Genomic DNA, 17,052 nt, shown 5'->3' on the forward strand with positions numbered 1-17,052 from the left:
AAAGATATTTTTCTGGCAATCACCTGCCCGGCGGCAGAAAAGCGCCAGCTTCCACTCTGGCGCGACGGCCATCTGCGGCGCGCGGCATGTCGCGGCGGCACCACAGATCAGGCCGTCAGTGTCGCATCGCGCGCATTTCTTTTCGCATGCCGCTGCACCACGGGGCGAAACAGCATGGCAAAATGTAGTCACGCTGCTATCTGTCCGATGAGGGGGAAAGAGGAATGGTCGACCTGGAAGAACTACGCTATCTGGCACTGTCGTTTCCCGACACGAGCGAGGAAGAACACCACGACCGTCCAGCCTTCCGCGTGGGCGGGAAGATCTTTGCCACCCTGCCCGATGACGAGCACATCAACGTGCTGCTCGATGCGGAAGCGGCGCATATCGCCACCGTCATCACGCCGTCCGGCTGCGAGAAACTCTGGTGGGGCGAACGCCTGGCCGGCATCACGGTATGCCTGGCGGACGCGGAACTGGACATGCTGGCCGCCGCCCTGACGGCCGCCTGGCGGCGCAAGGCACCGAGCGACCTGGCCAAGACCATCGCCCCGACGGGATAGCTACATCGGCCAATTGCGCAGCAGCAAGCCCACCATTTGCTGCAATTGCTCGCGCGAGACACCGGCGGCCGCCTGGATGGCCATGCCCTGCGACAGGGTCACGACAAAGCGCGCCTGCTGCTCCGGGCAGGAATCGGGCGGCAGATCCCCCTCCTCCTTCGCGCGCCGCAAGCGGTCGCGCAATTTGATTTCACCGCGCAGCCGGCGCGCGAACAATTCATCGCGGATCGGCAAGGCGTCGTCGCTGCAGGCGAGCGCCGCATTGACGCCCATGCAGCCGTGCGGGCCGTCCGGCATGGTTTGCGCGTCGACATACTGCGTCAGCAGGGCTTCCACCACCTGGCGCGCCGTCGGCTGTTCCAGGGCCGCATCGAAAAACCGCATGCGCGTGTCGCTGTAGCGCTCGAGCGCCTTGTGGAACAATTGCTCCTTGTTGCCGAAGACGGCATACAGGCTGGGCCGGTTCATGCCCATGGCCTTCGTCAATTCCGGCAAGGAACTGCCCTCATAGCCCTTTTCCCAGAACACTTTCATGGCGCAATCGAGCGCCTCGTCCGCGTCGAACGTGCGTGGCCGCCCCGTTTTCGCCTTGACGACTTCCTCTTTTTTATCTTGTTTCATACCGTTCGGTAAAAAATTATTGACAACACTGTCTGCCTGCCCTGATTATATACCGACCGGTTAAAAACCTCCCGGCTTTTCAGGAACCCTATGCACACACCTTCCAACACCTCTGCCGACGATACCACCGTGGCGCCGTGGCTGGCCGTCTTATCGGTCGGCATCGGCGCCTTCGCCCTCGTCACCTCCGAATTCCTGCCCGTCGGCCTGCTGCCCGCGATGGCCGCCGAACTGGCCATCAGCAAGGGCCAGGCGGGGCTGATGATCACCACGCCCGGCATCGTTGCCGCGTTCGCCGCCATCTTCGTCACCGTCGGCTCGGGCCGGCTGGACCGCCGCATCGTGCTGCTGGCGCTCACCGCCCTGCTCGTCGCCTCGAACCTGCTGGTGGCGCTGGCGCCCTCGTATGCGTGGATACTGCTGGGCCGCGCCATGCTGGGCGTGGGCGTGGGCGGCTTCTGGGCCATCGGCAGCGCCATCGGCCCGCGCCTGGTGGCGCCGCAGCATGCCTCGCGCGCCATGTCCATCATCTTCGCCGGCGTCTCGCTGGGCACGGTGGCGGGCGTGCCGGCCGGCGCGCTGGTGGGCGATCTGGTGGGCTGGCGCGTGGCTTTCGGCGCGGCCAGCGCCATTGCCGTGCTGGTCTTCATCGGCCAGCTCTTGCTGCTGCCCAAGCTGCCGCCGACACAGGCCATCCGCCTGCGCCAGCTGCCGATGATTTTCGGCATCCGCAAGGCCAGACTGGGCCTGATCGCCACGGCCATGCTGTTTACGGGCCAGTTCGCCGCTTACACGTATATCGCGCCCTTCCTCACGCAGATCTCGCACTTGGCGGCTGGCACAGTCAGTGCCATGCTGCTCGTGTACGGCGCTTCCGGCTTCATCGGCAACCTCGTGGGCGGCTGGGCGGCCGGGCGCTACGAACGGGCCGCGCTGATGGTCACAGGCGCCGTGCTGGGCCTGTCCACCCTCGCCCTGGCCGCGTTCGGCAGCCACTCGGTGACGGCCATGCTGCTGGTGGCCGTCTGGGGCTTCGGTTTCGGCGCCATGCCGATCGCCGTCCAGACGTGGATGTTCAAGGCGGCGCCCCATTTGATGGAAGGCAGCAGCGCGCTGTTTGTCGCCATTGTGCAAGTATCGCTGGCGTCGGGCGCCTTGCTCGGCGGCATGGCCGTCGACCGGCTGGGCGTGTCGAGCGCGATGGTGGTGGGCGGCCTGTTCGCCCTCGGCTGCGCCTTGACGATCGCGCTGTTCGGCAAGCCGCAGGCCGCCGCCAAGGCCGGCGCGGCCTGCCCAGCGTCGTAGGACCGTGCCTTCAGATGCGGCCGCGGCGGAATTCGCCGAGGAATTTCGTCACTTCGGCCGGCGTCATGGGCACATCCGCATCGCCGTGATAGGCATACAGGAAAGGCGTGCCGCCCAGGCGGTCCGTCAGCTTGGCAAACAGTAAAAAGCGGCTGCCCAGCGGATAGCGCTGCAGGTCGACCAGGCGGCGCGAGCACTGCACGGCCAGTTCCGGCGAAAACGCCTGGCCCGGCACGGGGCGGATTTCCACGCGGCCATGAATCGCGCGCGATTCGACGGCAACATGCCGGTATGCATAAGTATCACGGGCCATGCCGCCACCTTAAATGAAATAAAGGCGCCATCTTAAGCGAAGACGGCGCCTGGCGTATTACCGCGGCACGATGCGCAGCAGGCGGCCATTGTCTTCGTCCGTCAGCGCATACAGGTAGCCATCCGGTCCCTGGCGCACGTCGCGCACGCGCGCGCCGATGTCCAGGCGGTCCTGCCCCGTCACCTTGCCGTTCGCATCGACGGCGATGCGGCGGATATCCTTGGCCGCCAGGCCGCCGCTGAAGATGCTGCCGCGCCAGGCGGCGATCTTGTCGCCCGTATAGACGGCCAGCCCCGACGGGGCCGGCGACGGCACCCAGGCCACGCTCGGATTGAGCATGCCGGGCACCTCATGCTTGCCGACGGGTTCATGCGTCTTGTAGTCGGCGCCGTAGCTTTGCAGGGGCCAGCCGTAGTTGCCGCCCGCCACCACCAGGTTCAGCTCGTCGCCGCCATACGGACCGTGTTCCGTGGCCCACACGCGGCCGGAAACAGGGTCGAGTGCCAGGCCCTGCACGTTGCGGTGGCCGTACGACCAGATTTCCGGCAAGGCCCCCTTGGCGGCCAGCGGATTGCCGGGCGCCGGTTTACCGTCTTGCGTCAGACGCAGGATGGAGCCCTGGTGCGTGGCGAGGTTTTGCGCCTGCTCGCGCGCCAGGCGGTCACCGATGCGCAGCGGCGGATTGCCGCCGTCGGCCACGCTCATCAGCAAAGTGCCGTCCGGCAGCCACAGCAGGCGCGAACCGAAATGCTGGCCGCCCCTCTTGTCGGTCGCCACCTTGAACAGGGTCTCGATGCCCGTCACCTTCTTGCCGTCGAACACGCCGCGCACCAGGGTCGTGCGATTCGCGTCATTCGTGCCCGTCGACACCGTCATGTAGACGCGCAGGTTCGGCTTGCCCGCATCCTGCGGATGCAGCACGATATCGAGCAGGCCGCCCTGCCCGCCCGTAAACACCTTGGGCATGCCTTCCAGCGCCACGTCCTCGAATGTCTTGCCAGTGAGCAGATGCAAGGTCCCCTGCTTGCTGGTGACGAGGGCGCGGCCCTCGCCCAGCCAGGCGATGCCCCACGGCTGGCGCACGCCCTGCGCGACGGTCTCGGCCTTCCAGCCCTGTCTGGCGGCGGGCGGCTCGCCCGTGGCTTGCAGTTCGGCCCAGGCCGCTGGTGCGGCAGTCAATGCCAGGGCAAGCAAGATGCTGCTACGGCGTAACTGGAACATGGCTACTCCTGTCGTTAATCGATCAATGGTTGGCGTCTCAGGCGCGCAGCAGCAGGGCCACCGCTTCTGCCGCGATGCCCTCTTCCCGCCCCAGGTAGCCCAGTTTTTCATTCGTCTTGGCCTTGATATTGACCTGGCCCACGGTCACACCGAGGTCTTCGGCCACGTTCGCGCACATGGCGGCGATGTGCGGCGCCATTTTCGGACGCTGGGCGATGATGGTGGCGTCGATATTGCCGATGATATAACCGGTCGCTTGCACGCGGCGCACGGCTTCGCGCAGCAGGGTGCGCGAATCGGCGCCTTTGAATTGCGCGTCCGTGTCGGGGAAGTGGCGGCCGATGTCGCCCAGGGCGGCGGCGCCGAAGATGGCGTCCGTAATCGCGTGCAGCAGCACGTCCGCGTCGGAGTGGCCGAGCAAGCCGAGGTGATGGGGAATTTTCACGCCGCCGATGATCAGGTCACGGTGCTCCACCAGCGCGTGGCAGTCATAGCCCTGGCCGATGCGAAATGGGAGGTCGGGAGTCGTTGTGTGCATGCAGGTCTTTCTGGAGTCAAGGATGGGCCAAATACAGCTCGGCCGTGTGGATGTCGCGCGGCAGGGTCACCTTCAGGTTGCGCGGATGGCCCTCGACCAGTTTCGGAGCCAGGCCCAGCGCTTCGACGGCGCTGGCGTCGTCCGTGATCGCCAGCGGATCGGGCGCTTCGGATAGTGCCCGGTGCAGCAGCGCATAGCTGAACATTTGCGGCGTCTGCGCCAGCCATAGATGATCGCGTGGCACCGTCTGCGCCGACAGGCTGCCCGGCCCGGCCCGCTTGACGGTATCGACCACGGGCAAGGCCAGCAAGCCACCGGCCGGGTGGTCGCCCACTTCCATGATCAGCTTTTCGATCAGCGCCGGCGTCAGACCGGGCCGGGCCGCGTCGTGCACCAGCACCTGGTCATGGGCATCGATGCTGCCGTGCACGGCGTGCAAGCCATTCAGGATGCTGTCCATGCGCGTGGCGCCGCCGCAGCGCAGCACGGTGACGCCATGCCCCGCGCCCTGCTCCGGCACGACGGCGTCGATCTGGCCATCCTCGGCGCTGACGACGACATACGTATGCGCGATCAGGGGGCTGGCGAGAAAGGCGTCGAGCGCGTGGCGCAGCATGGGTTTGCCGGCGATGGCCAAATATTGCTTGGGACTGCCCGCTTCCATGCGCGCACCCACGCCGGCGGCGGGGATCAGGGCAAAATAACGGACGGTGTTCGATGCTGCGGTCATGCCATTCCTTGTCTAGTTGGCGGGCGCTGTCTTGCCCGCCAGGATGTTCTGGATTTCGCCCTTGCACGCCTTGCCCAGGCGCGCATATTCTTGCGGCGAATCGATGGCGGCCTGCAAGGTTTCCACCTTGCGCATTTCCGCCTTGATATACGGCAACCAGCCCGTATCGATTTCGCGCGCCAGCGCCGCCTTGGCCGTGCCGCTGGGCGCGTACAGGGGCCGCGCCTCGAAGCGTCTGGCCAGCGCGGCGCGCACGGTCTTTTCCACGCGCGGCAGGTGTTCCATATAGGTTTTCATGTGCCGCAGCTCATGCGCGAGTATCTCATCATACGCGCACGTACCGGGGGCAAACTCGCGGCCGATATAGATCACCACGGGCGCATATGTCAGGCTCACGGTAATCTGCGGCGCCACGCATTCGTAGCCGCTGGCCGGGTCTTGCAGCATGGGACCGGCCAGCGCGATGGCCACGCGCGAATCCGTCTTCGTCAGGCCCAGCACCCAGGTGTTCGCGCGCGCCGTGCCCTTCATCACCGTCAGCGCCTTGTACGGCAGATGCGTGTCGATGCTGTAGCCGTTCTGCTGCACCGTCAGCACGGACACCGTCTTGCTGATCGTGTCTTCGCAGCGCACCTGGAACGGCGTGCGCGCCTGCGCCTGCGCACCCCAGGTGACACAGGCCAGCAGCAGAAAAAGCGCCGCGCGCATGTGCGGAATCAGGCCGCTTGCCAGGCGCCGCTGGTAATCTTGTCGAGCCAGAAGATACCGATGACGGTCTTCACGTCCGTGATCGTGCCATCCCTGACCCAGCCGAGCAGCTGCGGCACCGTGGCAGTAAACGTTTCCAGGAATTCACCCTCGTCGAGCTGGCGTTCGCCGGCCACGAGCCCGCGCGCCAGAAACAGTTCCAGGTGCTCGTCGGAATACGCGATGGCGTTGTGGATGGTGGAGACGAATTGCCAGTCGCTGGCCGTGTAGCCCGTTTCTTCCAGCAATTCGCGCTGGGCGCAGGCCAGGTGCGACTCGCCCGCATCGATTTTACCAGCAGGAAATTCGATGAAGACCCGGTCCAGCGGATAACGGTACTGGCGTTCCATCAGCACCGCGCCGTCGTCGAGCAGCGGCAGGATCACGACGGCGCCCGGATGCAAAACGAATTCGCGCGCCGTGATCTTGCCGTCCGGCAGTGCAACACGGTCGCGCTGCACGCGCAGGAAGCCGCCCTGGTAGACGAGTTCGCCGTCGACCTTGGTTTCAATCAGATTCGTATCCATGGAATTCCTTTATTCAATAAAAAACGGCGCCAGAGGCGCCGCTTTCGGTCGTTGTTGCTAACGGCGTTTGCGCAGGTAGCGTCCGACAAAGCCTGGGAAAGCCAGCACCAGGAACAGGCATCCCGTGATGGCATAGAACTCCCACGTCTGCGGGAAACCGTTGCCGATGCGCGCCTCGAGCGCGAACGCCACGGCGCCGACGATGAAGTACAGAATCACCATCTCCAGCAGGCGCAGCGCCAGCGGCTTGCGCCAGCCCTGCTCCGCTTGCGCCGCCTTTTTCAGCGGCACGGCGGCAAACAGTTTCTCGTTCAGGAAAGGCAGGTTGGCGCCCAGGATGCCCAGGGCGATCACCAGCCAGCTCGAGGCGGTGACATCCATCGATCAGGACGCCAGGGTCTTGGTGATGGCGGTCGCGCAGGCAGCCAGGATGCTGTTAGGCATCACACCAAGGGCCAGAACGAACACGCCGTTCAGGGCCAGCACGACGCGCATGTCGCCATGCACGACCAGCGCATTGCTGTCGGTCGGCTCGTCGAACCACATCATTTTCACGACGCGCAGGTAGTAGAACGCGCCGATCAGCGAGAACAGCACGGCGGCGATGGTCAGCCACAGCTGGCCCGTCGCCAATACCGAAGCGAGCACCGAGTACTTGGCCATGAAGCCCATCAGCGGCGGCACGCCGGCCAGCGAGAACATGAACAGGGTCATCACCAGCGCGAAGATCGGGCTGCGTTTGCCCAGGCCCTTGAAGTCGGCCAGTTCTTCTGCTTCGAAACCATTACGTGCCAACAACATGATCACGCCGAAGGTACCCAGGGTGGTAAACACGTAGGTGATGACGTAATACATCGAAGCGCCGTAGGCGGTGGCTGCGCCAGCCGCGTTCAGCGTGTTGTTCGGCGCGTCGACGGTACCGGACAGCAAGCCCAGCAGGACGAAGCCCATTTGCGCGATGGTCGAGTACGCCAACATGCGCTTCAAATTCGTTTGCGCGATGGCGGTGAAGTTACCGATGGCCAGCGACATCACGGCCAGCACCAGCAACATCTGCTGCCAGTCATGCGCCATCGGCAGCAAGCCTTCGGCCAGCAAGCGCAGGGTGATGGCGAAAGCGGCCAGTTTCGGGGCCGCGCCCAGCAGCAGGGTCACGGCCGTCGGCGAACCTTGATACACGTCAGGCACCCACATGTGGAATGGCACGACGCCCAGTTTGAAGGCCAGGCCGGCTACCAGGAACACCAGGCCGAAGACCATGATGGTGCCGTTGGTCTTGCCGTTTTCCAGCGCCACGCGCAATTCGCCCAGGTCCAGCGTGCCGGACGCGCCGTACAGCATCGAGATACCGTACAACATGAAACCGGAAGCCAGCGCGCCCAGGATGAAGTATTTCATGGCCGCTTCCGTGGCCTTGGCATTGTCACGGCGCAGAGCGATCAGCGCGTACAGCGACAGCGACATCAGTTCCAGACCCAGGTAGATGATCAGGAAGTTGTTGGCCGAGATCATGATCATCTGGCCCAGCAGTGCAAACAGGGCCAGCACGTAGAACTCGCCGCCCAGGTTACCCGACAGCATGCTGCGGTCGGTGGCATAGGCACGCGAGTAGATCAGGGTCAGCGCCACGGCGCCGTACGAGAACAGTTTCAGCAGCTGCGACATCGGGTCCGACACGAACATATTGTGGAACGTGTAGACAGTGGTGCCCGCGTTGAAGTCGCCCACGGTCAGCAAGGCGCAGCCGGCCAGGGTCAGCAAGGACAGCGCATAGGTGATCGAACGCTTCGCCGCAGGCAAGAACATATCGATCAGCAAGAGCGCCGACGTGGCGATCAGCAGAAAGATTTCCGCGTACAGCGGTACCAGATTAGGTGCATTAGTCATGTTATCGGTCTTCTATTTAAGGCAACTTGCTGATGGCGACATGCTGCAGCAGGTCGGCAACCGAAGTTTGCATCGTGTCGGTGAACGGGGCTGGGTACAGACCCATCACGAGCACGGCGATGGCCAGCACAGCAAGCATGAAGAATTCACGTTTGTTGATGTCGGTCAATTCGGCCACGTGCTTGTTCTTGATCTTGCCGAACACCACGCGCTTGGCCATCCACAGCGAGTACGCCGCGCCCCAGATCAGTGCCGTTGCAGCCAGCAGACCGATCCAGAAGTTGTATTTCACCGCGCCCAGGATCACCATGAACTCGCCGACGAAGCCGGACGTCGCTGGCAGACCGCAGTTGGCCATCGAAAACAGCACGAAGAAGGCGGCAAATTTCGGCATGCGGTTCACGACGCCGCCGTAGTCTGCGATGTTGCGGGTATGCATGCGGTCATACAGTACGCCGATGCACAGGAACATCGCGCCGGAGATGAAGCCGTGCGAGACCATCTGCACGATACCGCCCTGCACCGAAATGTCGTTGAACATGAAGAAGCCCAGGGTGACGAAACCCATGTGCGCGATCGACGAATAGGCGACCAGTTTTTTCATGTCGGTTTGCACCAGGGCAACCAGACCGATGTAGATGACGGCGATCAGCGACAAGGCGATCATGAAGCCCGACAGGTAGTGGCTGGCGTCCGGCGTGATCGGCAGCGAAAAACGCAGGAAACCATACGCGCCCAGTTTCAGCATGATGGCGGCCAGCACGGCGGAACCGCCCGTCGGCGCTTCCACGTGGACGTCCGGCAACCACGTGTGGACGGGGAACATCGGCACCTTGACGGCAAACGCCATCAGGAAGGCCAGGAAGATGAAGATCTGCTCGTTCATCGTCAGCTTGAACACATGCCAGGCCAGGATGTCGAAGGTACCCGTCACATTGCGCAGGTAGATGATGGCAACCAGGGTCAGCAGCGAACCGAAGAAGGTGTACAGGAAGAACTTGAACGACGCGTACACGCGGTTCGAGCCGCCCCAGATACCGATGATGATGAACATCGGGATCAGGGTTGCTTCAAAGAAGAAGTAGAACAGCAAGCCGTCCAGCGCGCAGAACACGCCGATCATCAGGCCCGACAGGATCAAAAACGAGCCCATGTACTGGGCGATGCGCTTCTCGATCACTTGCCAAGCCGAAATGACGACGATGACCGTGATGAATGCCGTCAGTGGCACGAACCACAGCGACAGGCCGTCGATACCCAGCGAGTACCAGATATTGAAGGTTGCTATCCACGGCGCTTTTTCGACGAATTGCATGCCGTGCGCGGCGTTGTCGAAATGCTGGATCAGCGGCAAGGTGCACAGCATGCTGAGCACGGCGCCAGCCAGCGACAGCCAGCGGGTAAAGCCCGCTTTGCTGTCACGGCCGAGAGCCAGGACCAGGACGCCGCAAATGATCGGCACCCAGATCGACAGACTCAGGTAAGGAGGTAGTGTAGAAATCGTAGACTGCATCATGGTTCTCAGTATTCTTTTATCAGGTCAGCTTACTTAGCGGGCCAGAATGGCAGGAAATAGATCAGGAAGCCCAGCACGCCCAGGATCATCACGAATGCATAGTGATAGATGTAGCCGGTCTGCAACACTCGCGACAGCGAGGACAGCCAGGCGACAACCTTGGCGCTGCCATTGACGACGAAACCGTCGATCAGCTTCTTGTCACCGAAGTTCCACAGGCCATTACCCAGCAAGCGGGCACCGCCGGCGAACACGACTTCATTGAACTTGTCCATGTAGTACTTGTTGTCCAGCAGGGTGTGGATCGCGTGGAACTTGGCAAAGAACCAGGCTGGTACGCGCGGGTTGACCATGTAGCAGTAGTAGGCTGCCACCACGCCGGACAATGCCAGCCAGAACGGTGCCGTCGACAGGCCGTGGATCGCCATCGCCATCGCGCCGTGGAATTCATGCGACAACTCTTCCATTGCCGGATGGTTTTCGCCGACAAAGATCACGCCCTTGAAGAAATCGCCATGCAGCATCGGGCCGATCGTCAGGTAACCGATGATCAAGGAAGGGATCGCCAGCATCACCAGCGGGAACCAGACGACGAACGGCGATTCATGCGGCTTCTGGCCAGGTTCCAGGCCGTGGTGCGCGTGGTCGTCTTCGTCTTCTTCATCGTGCGCGTCCGAATCATGCTTGGCAGCAGGCGCGTGATGGTCGTCATGACCGTGCGCATGTGCCTGGCCGAAACGTTCCTTGCCGTGGAAGACGAGGAAATACATGCGGAACGAGTAGAAGGCGGTGACGAACACGCCAGCCAGCACGGCGAACTGGGCAAAGCCAGCGCCCCAGATGTGCGTCGCTTCGACGGCTTCGATGATGCTGTCTTTCGAGTAGAAACCGGAGAACAGCGGCGTGCCGATCAGGGCCAGCGAACCGACCAGTGAGGTGATCCAGGTGATCGGCATGTACTTGCGCAGGCCGCCCATGTTGCGGATGTCCTGGTCATGGTGCATGCCGATGATGACGGAACCGGCGCCCAGGAACAGCAGTGCCTTGAAGAATGCGTGCGTCATCAGATGGAACACGGCCACGGAGTACGCGGACGAACCGAGCGCCACGGTCATGTAACCGAGCTGCGACAGGGTCGAGTAAGCGACGACGCGCTTGATGTCGTTCTGGATGATGCCCAAAAAGCCCATGAACAGCGCCGTGATGGAACCGATCACCAGGATGAAGGACAGTGCCGTGTCGGACAGTTCGAACAGCGGCGACATGCGCGAGACCATGAAGATACCGGCCGTCACCATCGTCGCGGCGTGAATCAGTGCCGAGATCGGGGTAGGACCTTCCATCGAGTCAGGCAGCCACACGTGCAGCGGGAACTGCGCCGACTTGCCCATCGCGCCGATGAACAGGCAGATGCAGGCCACGGTCAGCAGGGCCCAGTCGGTGCCCGGCATCGTCAGCAGTGCCAGTTCGTCTTTCTTGGCGAACACTTCCTGGTAGTTCATGGTGCCGGCGAATGCCAGCAGCAGGCCGATACCGAGGATGAAGCCGAAGTCGCCCACGCGGTTGACGAGGAAAGCCTTCATGTTGGCCACGATGGCCGTCGGACGCTGGTACCAGAAACCGATCAGCAGATAAGAGACCAGGCCCACGGCTTCCCAACCGAAGAACAGCTGCAGGAAGTTGTTGGCCATGACCAGCATCAACATCGAGAACGTGAACAGCGAGATGTAGGCGAAGAAGCGGTTGTAGCCTTCGTCGTCCTTCATGTAGCCGATCGTGTAGATATGCACCATCAGGGAGACGAAGGTGACCACGCACATCATCATCGCCGACAGCGAATCGATCTGGAAGCCCACTTCCATCTTCAGGGTGCCGATCGTCATCCAGTTATAGATCGTGCCATTGAATGTCGCGCCATCCATCACTGCCAGCAGTGTCTGCACGGACAGGATGAACGCAATCAGTACGCCCAGGATCGTCGCGGTATGCGACGTCTTGCGTCCGACCAAATTACCCAGGAACTGGGTGCCAAGCAAGCCTGCAATCGCGGCACCGGCCAGCGGCGCCAGCGGTACGGCAAGAAGGAGGTTAGGGTTGAGGAGTTGCCCCGCCATGATGAACCTTAATCGTTATTATTCGAGAGATCGAGTCTGAAAAACATCAGCCTTTGAGGCTGTCCAGGTCTTCGACGTTGATGGTATCCAGATTACGGAACATCACCACCAGAATAGCCAGACCGATAGCCGACTCAGCGGCGGCAACCGTCAGGATGAAGAAAACGAAGATCTGACCGGCCGCGTCGCCCATGAAATGGGAGAACGCGATGAAATTCATATTCACCGCCAGCAGCATCAATTCGATTGCCATCAGCAATACGATGATGTTCTTGCGGTTCAGGAAAATACCGACGATCGAGATTGCGAACAGGATCGCGCCCAGGACCAGAAAATGTGTGAGCGATAATGTCATGGTGCCTCCTTAACTTCCGGCTCAGCCGCAGGACGCTCGACGACCGCGTCCATCTTGATGATCTTCAGGCGGTCGTTGCGCTTGACGCGCACGGCATCGCCTGGAGCAAAATGCTTGGTGTCCTTGCGTTTGCGCAGGGTCAGTGCGACCGCGGCAACGATGGCCACCAGCAGCACGACGGCGGCGATCTCGAAGGCGAACACGTATTTCGTGTAGATCAGCAGGCCCAGTTCCTTGGTGCCGCCCAGGTTGACGTTCACCGGTGCGACGCTAGGCGCAAAGTTGCGGAAACCGTGCCACAGGACGGCGGCCATTTCCAGCACGATGATCACGCCCACCGTCACCGACAATGGCAGATAGCCCCAGAAGCCTTCGCGCATGCGGTCGATATTGATATCGAGCATCATGACCACGAACAGGAACAGCACCATCACGGCGCCGACATACACCAACACCAGCACGATGGCCAGGAATTCAGCTTGCAGCAGCATCCAGATGCCCGCTGCCGAGAAGAAGGACAGTACCAGGAACAGTACTGCGTGGACCGGATTACGGGCCGTGATGACGCGCGTCGCTGCCAGAATCAAGATCAGCGCGAAGGCGTAAAACAAAATTGTTTTAAAGTCCATAAAAAACCCAATAGACGTACAGATGAACGAGGGGCGCGCCGTAGCCTGGGGCTACGGCGCATCCATCAGCGATAAGGTGCGTCGGCGGCGCGCGCAGCGGCGATGTCATTTTCATAACGATCACCTACGGCCAGCAACATCTCTTTCGTGTAATACAAATCCCCGCGTTTCTCGCCGTGGTATTCCAGGATTTGCGTCTCGACGATCGAATCGACCGGGCAGGACTCTTCGCAGAAACCGCAGAAGATGCACTTGGTCAAGTCGATATCGTAACGCGTGGTACGGCGCGAACCGTCGTCACGCTGTTCCGATTCGATCGTGATGGCCATCGCCGGGCAAACCGCTTCGCACAGTTTGCAGGCGATGCAACGTTCCTCGCCGTTCGGGTAGCGGCGCAGCGCGTGCAAGCCACGGAAACGCGGCGAGATCGGTGTCTTCTCTTCCGGGAATTGCACCGTGATCTTGCGCGAAAACATGTACTTGCCTGTCAGCGCCATGCCCTTGATCAGCTCGCCTAACAAGAGGCTGCTGAAGAAATCTTTTACCTTATCCATTCGTATGCACTCTCTTACTTCCAAATATTCCAGGATGTCTGCATCCAGGCAGCGACGAAGACCAGGTAGACCAGCGTCAACGGGATAAACACTTTCCAGCCGAGGCGCATGATCTGGTCATAACGGTAGCGTGGGAAAGTACCGCGTACCCAGATGAACACCGACACGATGAAGAAGGTCTTGGCGAACAGCCAGAAGAAGCCGCCGAAACCACCCCAGAACTCAAGGAAAGCAAATGGTGCGGACCAGCCACCGAGGAACATGATCGAAGCCAAAGCGCCGATCAGGATCATGTTGGCGTATTCGGCCAGCATGAACATGGCGTAGGCCATGCCCGAGTACTCGACCATGTGGCCGGCGACGATTTCCGACTCGCCTTCGACGACGTCGAACGGGTGACGGTTGGCTTCAGCCAGACCCGACACCAGGTAGATGACGAACATCGGCAGCAGCGGCAGCCAGTTCCACGACATGAAATTGACGCCCTTGTCGGCGAAGAAGCCGATCTGCTGGCCGCCGACGATGTCGATGAAGTTCAGGCTGCCCGAGACCATCAGCACGATGACCATCACGAAGCCCATCGGGATTTCATACGAAATCATCTGTGCCGAAGCGCGCATGGCGCCCATGAACGAGTACTTCGAGTTCGAAGCCCAGCCGGCGATGATGATGCCGTAGACTTCCATCGAGGTAATCGCCAGCAGCATCAGCAGGCCGGCGTTGACGTTGGCCAGCACGGCTTGCGGACCGAACGGCACGACCGACCAGGCGGCCAGGGCAGGCATGATGGTCATGATCGGGCCGATCACGAACAGGCCTTTGGCGGCCTTGGACGGGATGATGATCTCTTTGAACAAGAGTTTCAGCGCATCGGCGATCGGCTGTAGCAAGCCCAGCGGACCCACGCGGTTCGGGCCCACGCGGATCTGGATCCAGCCGATCAGCTTGCGTTCCCACAAGGTCAGGTAGGCAACCAGGCCCATCAGCGGCAACAGCACGCACAGGATCTTGATCAGGGTCCAGAAGAACGGCCACGAGCCGCCCAGCAGATCCTGGCCGCTGCTGTTGATGACGTTTACAAATTCAGGCAGAGCCATCAGATTTTCCCCTCTGCTGTTTCAACTGTGATGTCACCGAACATGCCGCCCAGGCTGGCCGTCGAGGCATGCGCCGCCGACACTTTGACCACATTGGCTGGCAGGCCGGCATGAAGTGCCGCCACCAGGATGGCGCTGCCGGAGCCTTGCGCCACTTTGACCTTGTCGCCCGCCTTGATGCCCAGCTTCTCGGCCAATGCTGGCGACAGATGGGCTTGCGGCACGGCGCCGTCGACCGTGCGCAGCAGCGGTTCGGAGCGGCGGACCAGCGCGTCGGCGAAGTAGATCGGCACGTCGGCGATGCGTTGCAGCGCAGGCGATGCCGGTGCGTAGCTTGCCGCTTCCGGTACGTTCTTGGCGATATTGTTCAGCTGTGCCGACAGATCGGTCACGCCAGCGCCGAACGCTTCGTCGCGGATCGCTTCGGAGGTGTCGTAGTCGAAACCGGCCAGGCCCAGGATGTTGCCCAGGACGCGCAGCACTTTCCAGGCTGGACGGGTTTCCGCCAGCGGTTTCACGGTGCCGTTGAAGCTTTGCGCGCGGCCTTCGCAGTTGACGAAGGTGCCCGAGGTTTCAGCGAACGGAGCGATCGGCAGCAAGACATCGGCGTAATCCATGCCGTGCTTGAAGGCCGACATCGCCACGACCATGTCGGCGCCATCCAGGGCGGCGCGGGCCGCCTGCGGATTGGCGGCATCGAGTTCCGGCTCGGCGTGCAGCAGCACGTAGGCTTTTTTCGGCACGGCAAAGGCAGCTTGCACATTGGCGCGGGGCTTGGCGACCAGGTACGCGCCTACCGTGTTGGCCGCTTCCGTCAGGTAACCGAGCTTGGCGCCCGTCTGTTCGGCGATCCATTGCGCGGCAGCATGCAATTGCGACGCTTGCGGGTGTTGCGTTGCCGCGTTACCCAGCAGCACGGCGCCATGGTCGCCGGCCATCAGGCTGGCAGCGATGGCGACGGCCACGTCCGAAGCAACAACCGCTTCAAAACCGGCTGGCGCGGCGATTTCTTTCGCTTTAGCAACAGCGACGACCACTTCCGACAAGGCCGCCAGCCAATCGCTTGGCGCGACGATCATCTTGTTGGCGATGGTGATCAGCTGATCATCGTCGGAGGCGTGCAGGATCGACAGCTTGGCGCCGCCCTTGACGGACGCGCGCAAACGCGTGGCCAGCAATGGGTGATCCTTGCGCAGGAACGAGCCGATGACGAAGGCGCGCTTGATCTGGCCAAATTCGTTGATCGGCATGCCCAGCCATGGCTTCACGCTGGCGTCGAGCGCGAAGTCGGTCTGGCGCAGGCGGAAGTCGACGTTCTCGGAACCGAGGCCGTGGGCGACTTTTTGCAGCAGGACCAGCTCTTCGACGGTCGAATGCGGGGTGGCCAGCGCGGCGATGGCGTCAGCGCCATGCTCGTGTTTGATATTTTTCAAACCGTGCGCCACGTATTCCAGCGCGGTCTGCCAATCGACTTCTTTCCACTCGTTGCCTTGTTTCAGCATCGGGGACGTCAGGCGCTCGGCGCTGTCCAGCGCTTCGTACGAGAAACGGTCCTTGTCCGAGATCCAGCACTCGTTGACGGCTTCGTTTTCCAGCGGCAGTACGCGCTTGACCTTGCCAGCTTTCACTTGCACGATCAGGTTCGAGCCGAGGCCGTCATGCGGGCTGACCGATTTGCGGCGCGACAGTTCCCACGTACGGGCGCTGTAGCGGAACGGCTTCGAGGTCAGTGCGCCGACCGGGCACAGGTCGATCATATTGCCCGACAGTTCGGAGTCGACCGTCTGGCCGACAAACGACACGATTTCCGAGTGTTCGCCGCGGCCGATCATGCCCAGCTCCATCACGCCGGCCACTTCCTGGCCAAAGCGTACGCAGCGGGTGCACTGGATGCAGCGCGACATCTCTTGCATGGAGACCAGCGGACCGGCTTCCTTCGGCGTGACGACGCGCTTGTCTTCCTTGTAGCGCGATTCGCTCTTGCCGTAACCGACGGCCAAGTCTTGCAACTGGCATTCGCCGCCCTGATCGCAGATAGGGCAATCGAGCGGGTGGTTAATCAGCAAGAATTCCATGACCGACTTTTGCGCCTGCACAGCTTTATCGCTGGCGGAGCGCACGATCATGCCGGCACTGACCGGGGTCGCACAAGCGGGCAAAGGCTTGGGCGCCTTTTCCACTTCGACCAGGCACATGCGGCAGTTCGCTGCGATCGACAATTTCTTGTGATAGCAGAAGTGCGGAATGTAGGTTCCCAATTTGTTGGCGGCGTCCATCACCATGCTACCAGCAGGGACTTCGACTTTTTTGCCGTCTATTTCGATTTCAACCATGG

Annotated in this window: 18 protein-coding genes; 2 read left to right on the plus strand and 16 right to left on the minus strand. The window is 61.8% G+C overall.

The window, feature by feature from the left end; all coding sequences use genetic code 11:
• Positions 1 to 224 precede the first annotated feature (224 nt).
• The gene (locus tag JAB4_RS21255) at positions 225 to 563 is read left to right on the plus strand and encodes an MmcQ/YjbR family DNA-binding protein (protein ID WP_046683867.1); all 339 of its coding nucleotides are present in this window, start codon (positions 225 to 227) and stop codon (positions 561 to 563) included.
• Here the strand turns inward: JAB4_RS21255 and JAB4_RS21260 are convergent, their stop codons facing one another.
• Positions 564 to 1,184, minus strand: coding sequence for a TetR/AcrR family transcriptional regulator (locus JAB4_RS21260; RefSeq protein WP_070224096.1), 621 nt, complete (start codon positions 1,182 to 1,184; stop codon positions 564 to 566).
• 90 nt (positions 1,185 to 1,274) lie between these two features.
• On the opposite strand from JAB4_RS21260, the gene JAB4_RS21265 reads away from it, so the two are divergent.
• Entirely contained in the window at positions 1,275 to 2,489 is a 1,215-nt protein-coding gene (locus JAB4_RS21265) for an MFS transporter (RefSeq protein ID WP_070224097.1), read from the plus strand.
• Positions 2,490 to 2,499: 10 nt separating this feature from the next.
• Here the strand turns inward: JAB4_RS21265 and JAB4_RS21270 are convergent, their stop codons facing one another.
• The 15 genes from JAB4_RS21270 to nuoG form a co-directional block, all read right to left on the minus strand.
• Entirely contained in the window at positions 2,500 to 2,802 is a 303-nt protein-coding gene (locus JAB4_RS21270; RefSeq protein WP_070224098.1) for a hypothetical protein, read from the minus strand.
• A gap of 57 nt (positions 2,803 to 2,859) precedes the next feature.
• Entirely contained in the window at positions 2,860 to 4,023 is a 1,164-nt protein-coding gene (locus JAB4_RS21275; protein WP_070224099.1) for a PQQ-dependent sugar dehydrogenase, read from the minus strand.
• A 37-nt stretch (positions 4,024 to 4,060) separates the two neighbouring features.
• Positions 4,061 to 4,561 carry a 2-C-methyl-D-erythritol 2,4-cyclodiphosphate synthase gene (ispF, locus tag JAB4_RS21280; RefSeq protein ID WP_070224100.1) on the minus strand — a complete coding sequence of 167 codons (501 nt, stop codon included), beginning with the start codon at positions 4,559 to 4,561 and terminating at the stop codon, positions 4,061 to 4,063.
• A 16-nt stretch (positions 4,562 to 4,577) separates the two neighbouring features.
• Positions 4,578 to 5,291 (minus strand): 2-C-methyl-D-erythritol 4-phosphate cytidylyltransferase, encoded by a 714-nt coding sequence (gene ispD, locus JAB4_RS21285; protein WP_070224101.1) that lies wholly within the window; start codon positions 5,289 to 5,291, stop codon positions 4,578 to 4,580.
• A 12-nt stretch (positions 5,292 to 5,303) separates the two neighbouring features.
• Positions 5,304 to 5,999 carry a hypothetical protein gene (locus JAB4_RS21290; RefSeq protein WP_070224102.1) on the minus strand — a complete coding sequence of 232 codons (696 nt, stop codon included), beginning with the start codon at positions 5,997 to 5,999 and terminating at the stop codon, positions 5,304 to 5,306.
• An 8-nt stretch (positions 6,000 to 6,007) separates the two neighbouring features.
• Positions 6,008 to 6,565 carry an NUDIX hydrolase gene (locus tag JAB4_RS21295; RefSeq protein WP_070224103.1) on the minus strand — a complete coding sequence of 186 codons (558 nt, stop codon included), beginning with the start codon at positions 6,563 to 6,565 and terminating at the stop codon, positions 6,008 to 6,010.
• Between the two features lie 57 nt (positions 6,566 to 6,622).
• Positions 6,623 to 6,946 carry a DUF2818 family protein gene (locus JAB4_RS21300; protein ID WP_070224104.1) on the minus strand — a complete coding sequence of 108 codons (324 nt, stop codon included), beginning with the start codon at positions 6,944 to 6,946 and terminating at the stop codon, positions 6,623 to 6,625.
• A 3-nt stretch (positions 6,947 to 6,949) separates the two neighbouring features.
• Positions 6,950 to 8,452, minus strand: a complete 1,503-nt coding sequence (gene nuoN, locus JAB4_RS21305) for an NADH-quinone oxidoreductase subunit NuoN (protein WP_070224105.1) — start codon at positions 8,450 to 8,452, stop codon at positions 6,950 to 6,952.
• Between the two features lie 16 nt (positions 8,453 to 8,468).
• Entirely contained in the window at positions 8,469 to 9,968 is a 1,500-nt protein-coding gene (locus tag JAB4_RS21310) for an NADH-quinone oxidoreductase subunit M (protein ID WP_070224106.1), read from the minus strand.
• Between the two features lie 29 nt (positions 9,969 to 9,997).
• Entirely contained in the window at positions 9,998 to 12,082 is a 2,085-nt protein-coding gene (nuoL, locus tag JAB4_RS21315; RefSeq protein WP_070224107.1) for an NADH-quinone oxidoreductase subunit L, read from the minus strand.
• A gap of 46 nt (positions 12,083 to 12,128) precedes the next feature.
• Complete coding sequence (nuoK, locus tag JAB4_RS21320; protein ID WP_010399724.1) at positions 12,129 to 12,437, minus strand: NADH-quinone oxidoreductase subunit NuoK; 309 nt, start codon at positions 12,435 to 12,437, stop codon at positions 12,129 to 12,131.
• Positions 12,434 to 13,066, minus strand: coding sequence for an NADH-quinone oxidoreductase subunit J (locus JAB4_RS21325; RefSeq protein ID WP_070224108.1), 633 nt, complete (start codon positions 13,064 to 13,066; stop codon positions 12,434 to 12,436). The genes nuoK and JAB4_RS21325 overlap by 4 nt, the downstream gene beginning before the upstream one ends.
• 65 nt (positions 13,067 to 13,131) lie before the next feature.
• Positions 13,132 to 13,620 (minus strand): NADH-quinone oxidoreductase subunit NuoI, encoded by a 489-nt coding sequence (gene nuoI, locus JAB4_RS21330; protein ID WP_010399726.1) that lies wholly within the window; start codon positions 13,618 to 13,620, stop codon positions 13,132 to 13,134.
• A gap of 14 nt (positions 13,621 to 13,634) precedes the next feature.
• Positions 13,635 to 14,717 carry an NADH-quinone oxidoreductase subunit NuoH gene (gene nuoH, locus JAB4_RS21335; protein ID WP_070224109.1) on the minus strand — a complete coding sequence of 361 codons (1,083 nt, stop codon included), beginning with the start codon at positions 14,715 to 14,717 and terminating at the stop codon, positions 13,635 to 13,637.
• Positions 14,717 to 17,050, minus strand: a complete 2,334-nt coding sequence (gene nuoG, locus JAB4_RS21340) for an NADH-quinone oxidoreductase subunit NuoG (protein WP_070224110.1) — start codon at positions 17,048 to 17,050, stop codon at positions 14,717 to 14,719. The genes nuoH and nuoG overlap by 1 nt, the downstream gene beginning before the upstream one ends.
• Positions 17,051 to 17,052 lie beyond the last annotated feature (2 nt).

It is taken from the genome of Janthinobacterium sp. HH102, assembly GCF_001758625.2.
In the GTDB taxonomy this organism is placed as follows: domain Bacteria; phylum Pseudomonadota; class Gammaproteobacteria; order Burkholderiales; family Burkholderiaceae_D; genus Janthinobacterium.

Coding starts and splice junctions, on each gene's coding strand:
- ispF (WP_070224100.1), bottom strand. CDS start 4,561: ATGCACACAACGACTCCCGACCTCCCATTTCGCATCGGCCAGGGCTAT.
- JAB4_RS21260 (WP_070224096.1), bottom strand. CDS start 1,184: ATGAAACAAGATAAAAAAGAGGAAGTCGTCAAGGCGAAAACGGGGCGG.
- JAB4_RS21295 (WP_070224103.1), bottom strand. CDS start 6,565: ATGGATACGAATCTGATTGAAACCAAGGTCGACGGCGAACTCGTCTAC.
- nuoI (WP_010399726.1), bottom strand. CDS start 13,620: ATGGATAAGGTAAAAGATTTCTTCAGCAGCCTCTTGTTAGGCGAGCTG.
- JAB4_RS21325 (WP_070224108.1), bottom strand. CDS start 13,066: ATGGACTTTAAAACAATTTTGTTTTACGCCTTCGCGCTGATCTTGATT.
- nuoG (WP_070224110.1), bottom strand. CDS start 17,050: ATGGTTGAAATCGAAATAGACGGCAAAAAAGTCGAAGTCCCTGCTGGT.
- nuoN (WP_070224105.1), bottom strand. CDS start 8,452: ATGACTAATGCACCTAATCTGGTACCGCTGTACGCGGAAATCTTTCTG.
- ispD (WP_070224101.1), bottom strand. CDS start 5,291: ATGACCGCAGCATCGAACACCGTCCGTTATTTTGCCCTGATCCCCGCC.
- JAB4_RS21300 (WP_070224104.1), bottom strand. CDS start 6,946: ATGGATGTCACCGCCTCGAGCTGGCTGGTGATCGCCCTGGGCATCCTG.
- JAB4_RS21310 (WP_070224106.1), bottom strand. CDS start 9,968: ATGATGCAGTCTACGATTTCTACACTACCTCCTTACCTGAGTCTGTCG.
- JAB4_RS21265 (WP_070224097.1), top strand. CDS start 1,275: ATGCACACACCTTCCAACACCTCTGCCGACGATACCACCGTGGCGCCG.
- JAB4_RS21255 (WP_046683867.1), top strand. CDS start 225: ATGGTCGACCTGGAAGAACTACGCTATCTGGCACTGTCGTTTCCCGAC.
- nuoK (WP_010399724.1), bottom strand. CDS start 12,437: ATGACATTATCGCTCACACATTTTCTGGTCCTGGGCGCGATCCTGTTC.
- JAB4_RS21290 (WP_070224102.1), bottom strand. CDS start 5,999: ATGCGCGCGGCGCTTTTTCTGCTGCTGGCCTGTGTCACCTGGGGTGCG.
- nuoL (WP_070224107.1), bottom strand. CDS start 12,082: ATGGCGGGGCAACTCCTCAACCCTAACCTCCTTCTTGCCGTACCGCTG.
- JAB4_RS21275 (WP_070224099.1), bottom strand. CDS start 4,023: ATGTTCCAGTTACGCCGTAGCAGCATCTTGCTTGCCCTGGCATTGACT.
- nuoH (WP_070224109.1), bottom strand. CDS start 14,717: ATGGCTCTGCCTGAATTTGTAAACGTCATCAACAGCAGCGGCCAGGAT.
- JAB4_RS21270 (WP_070224098.1), bottom strand. CDS start 2,802: ATGGCCCGTGATACTTATGCATACCGGCATGTTGCCGTCGAATCGCGC.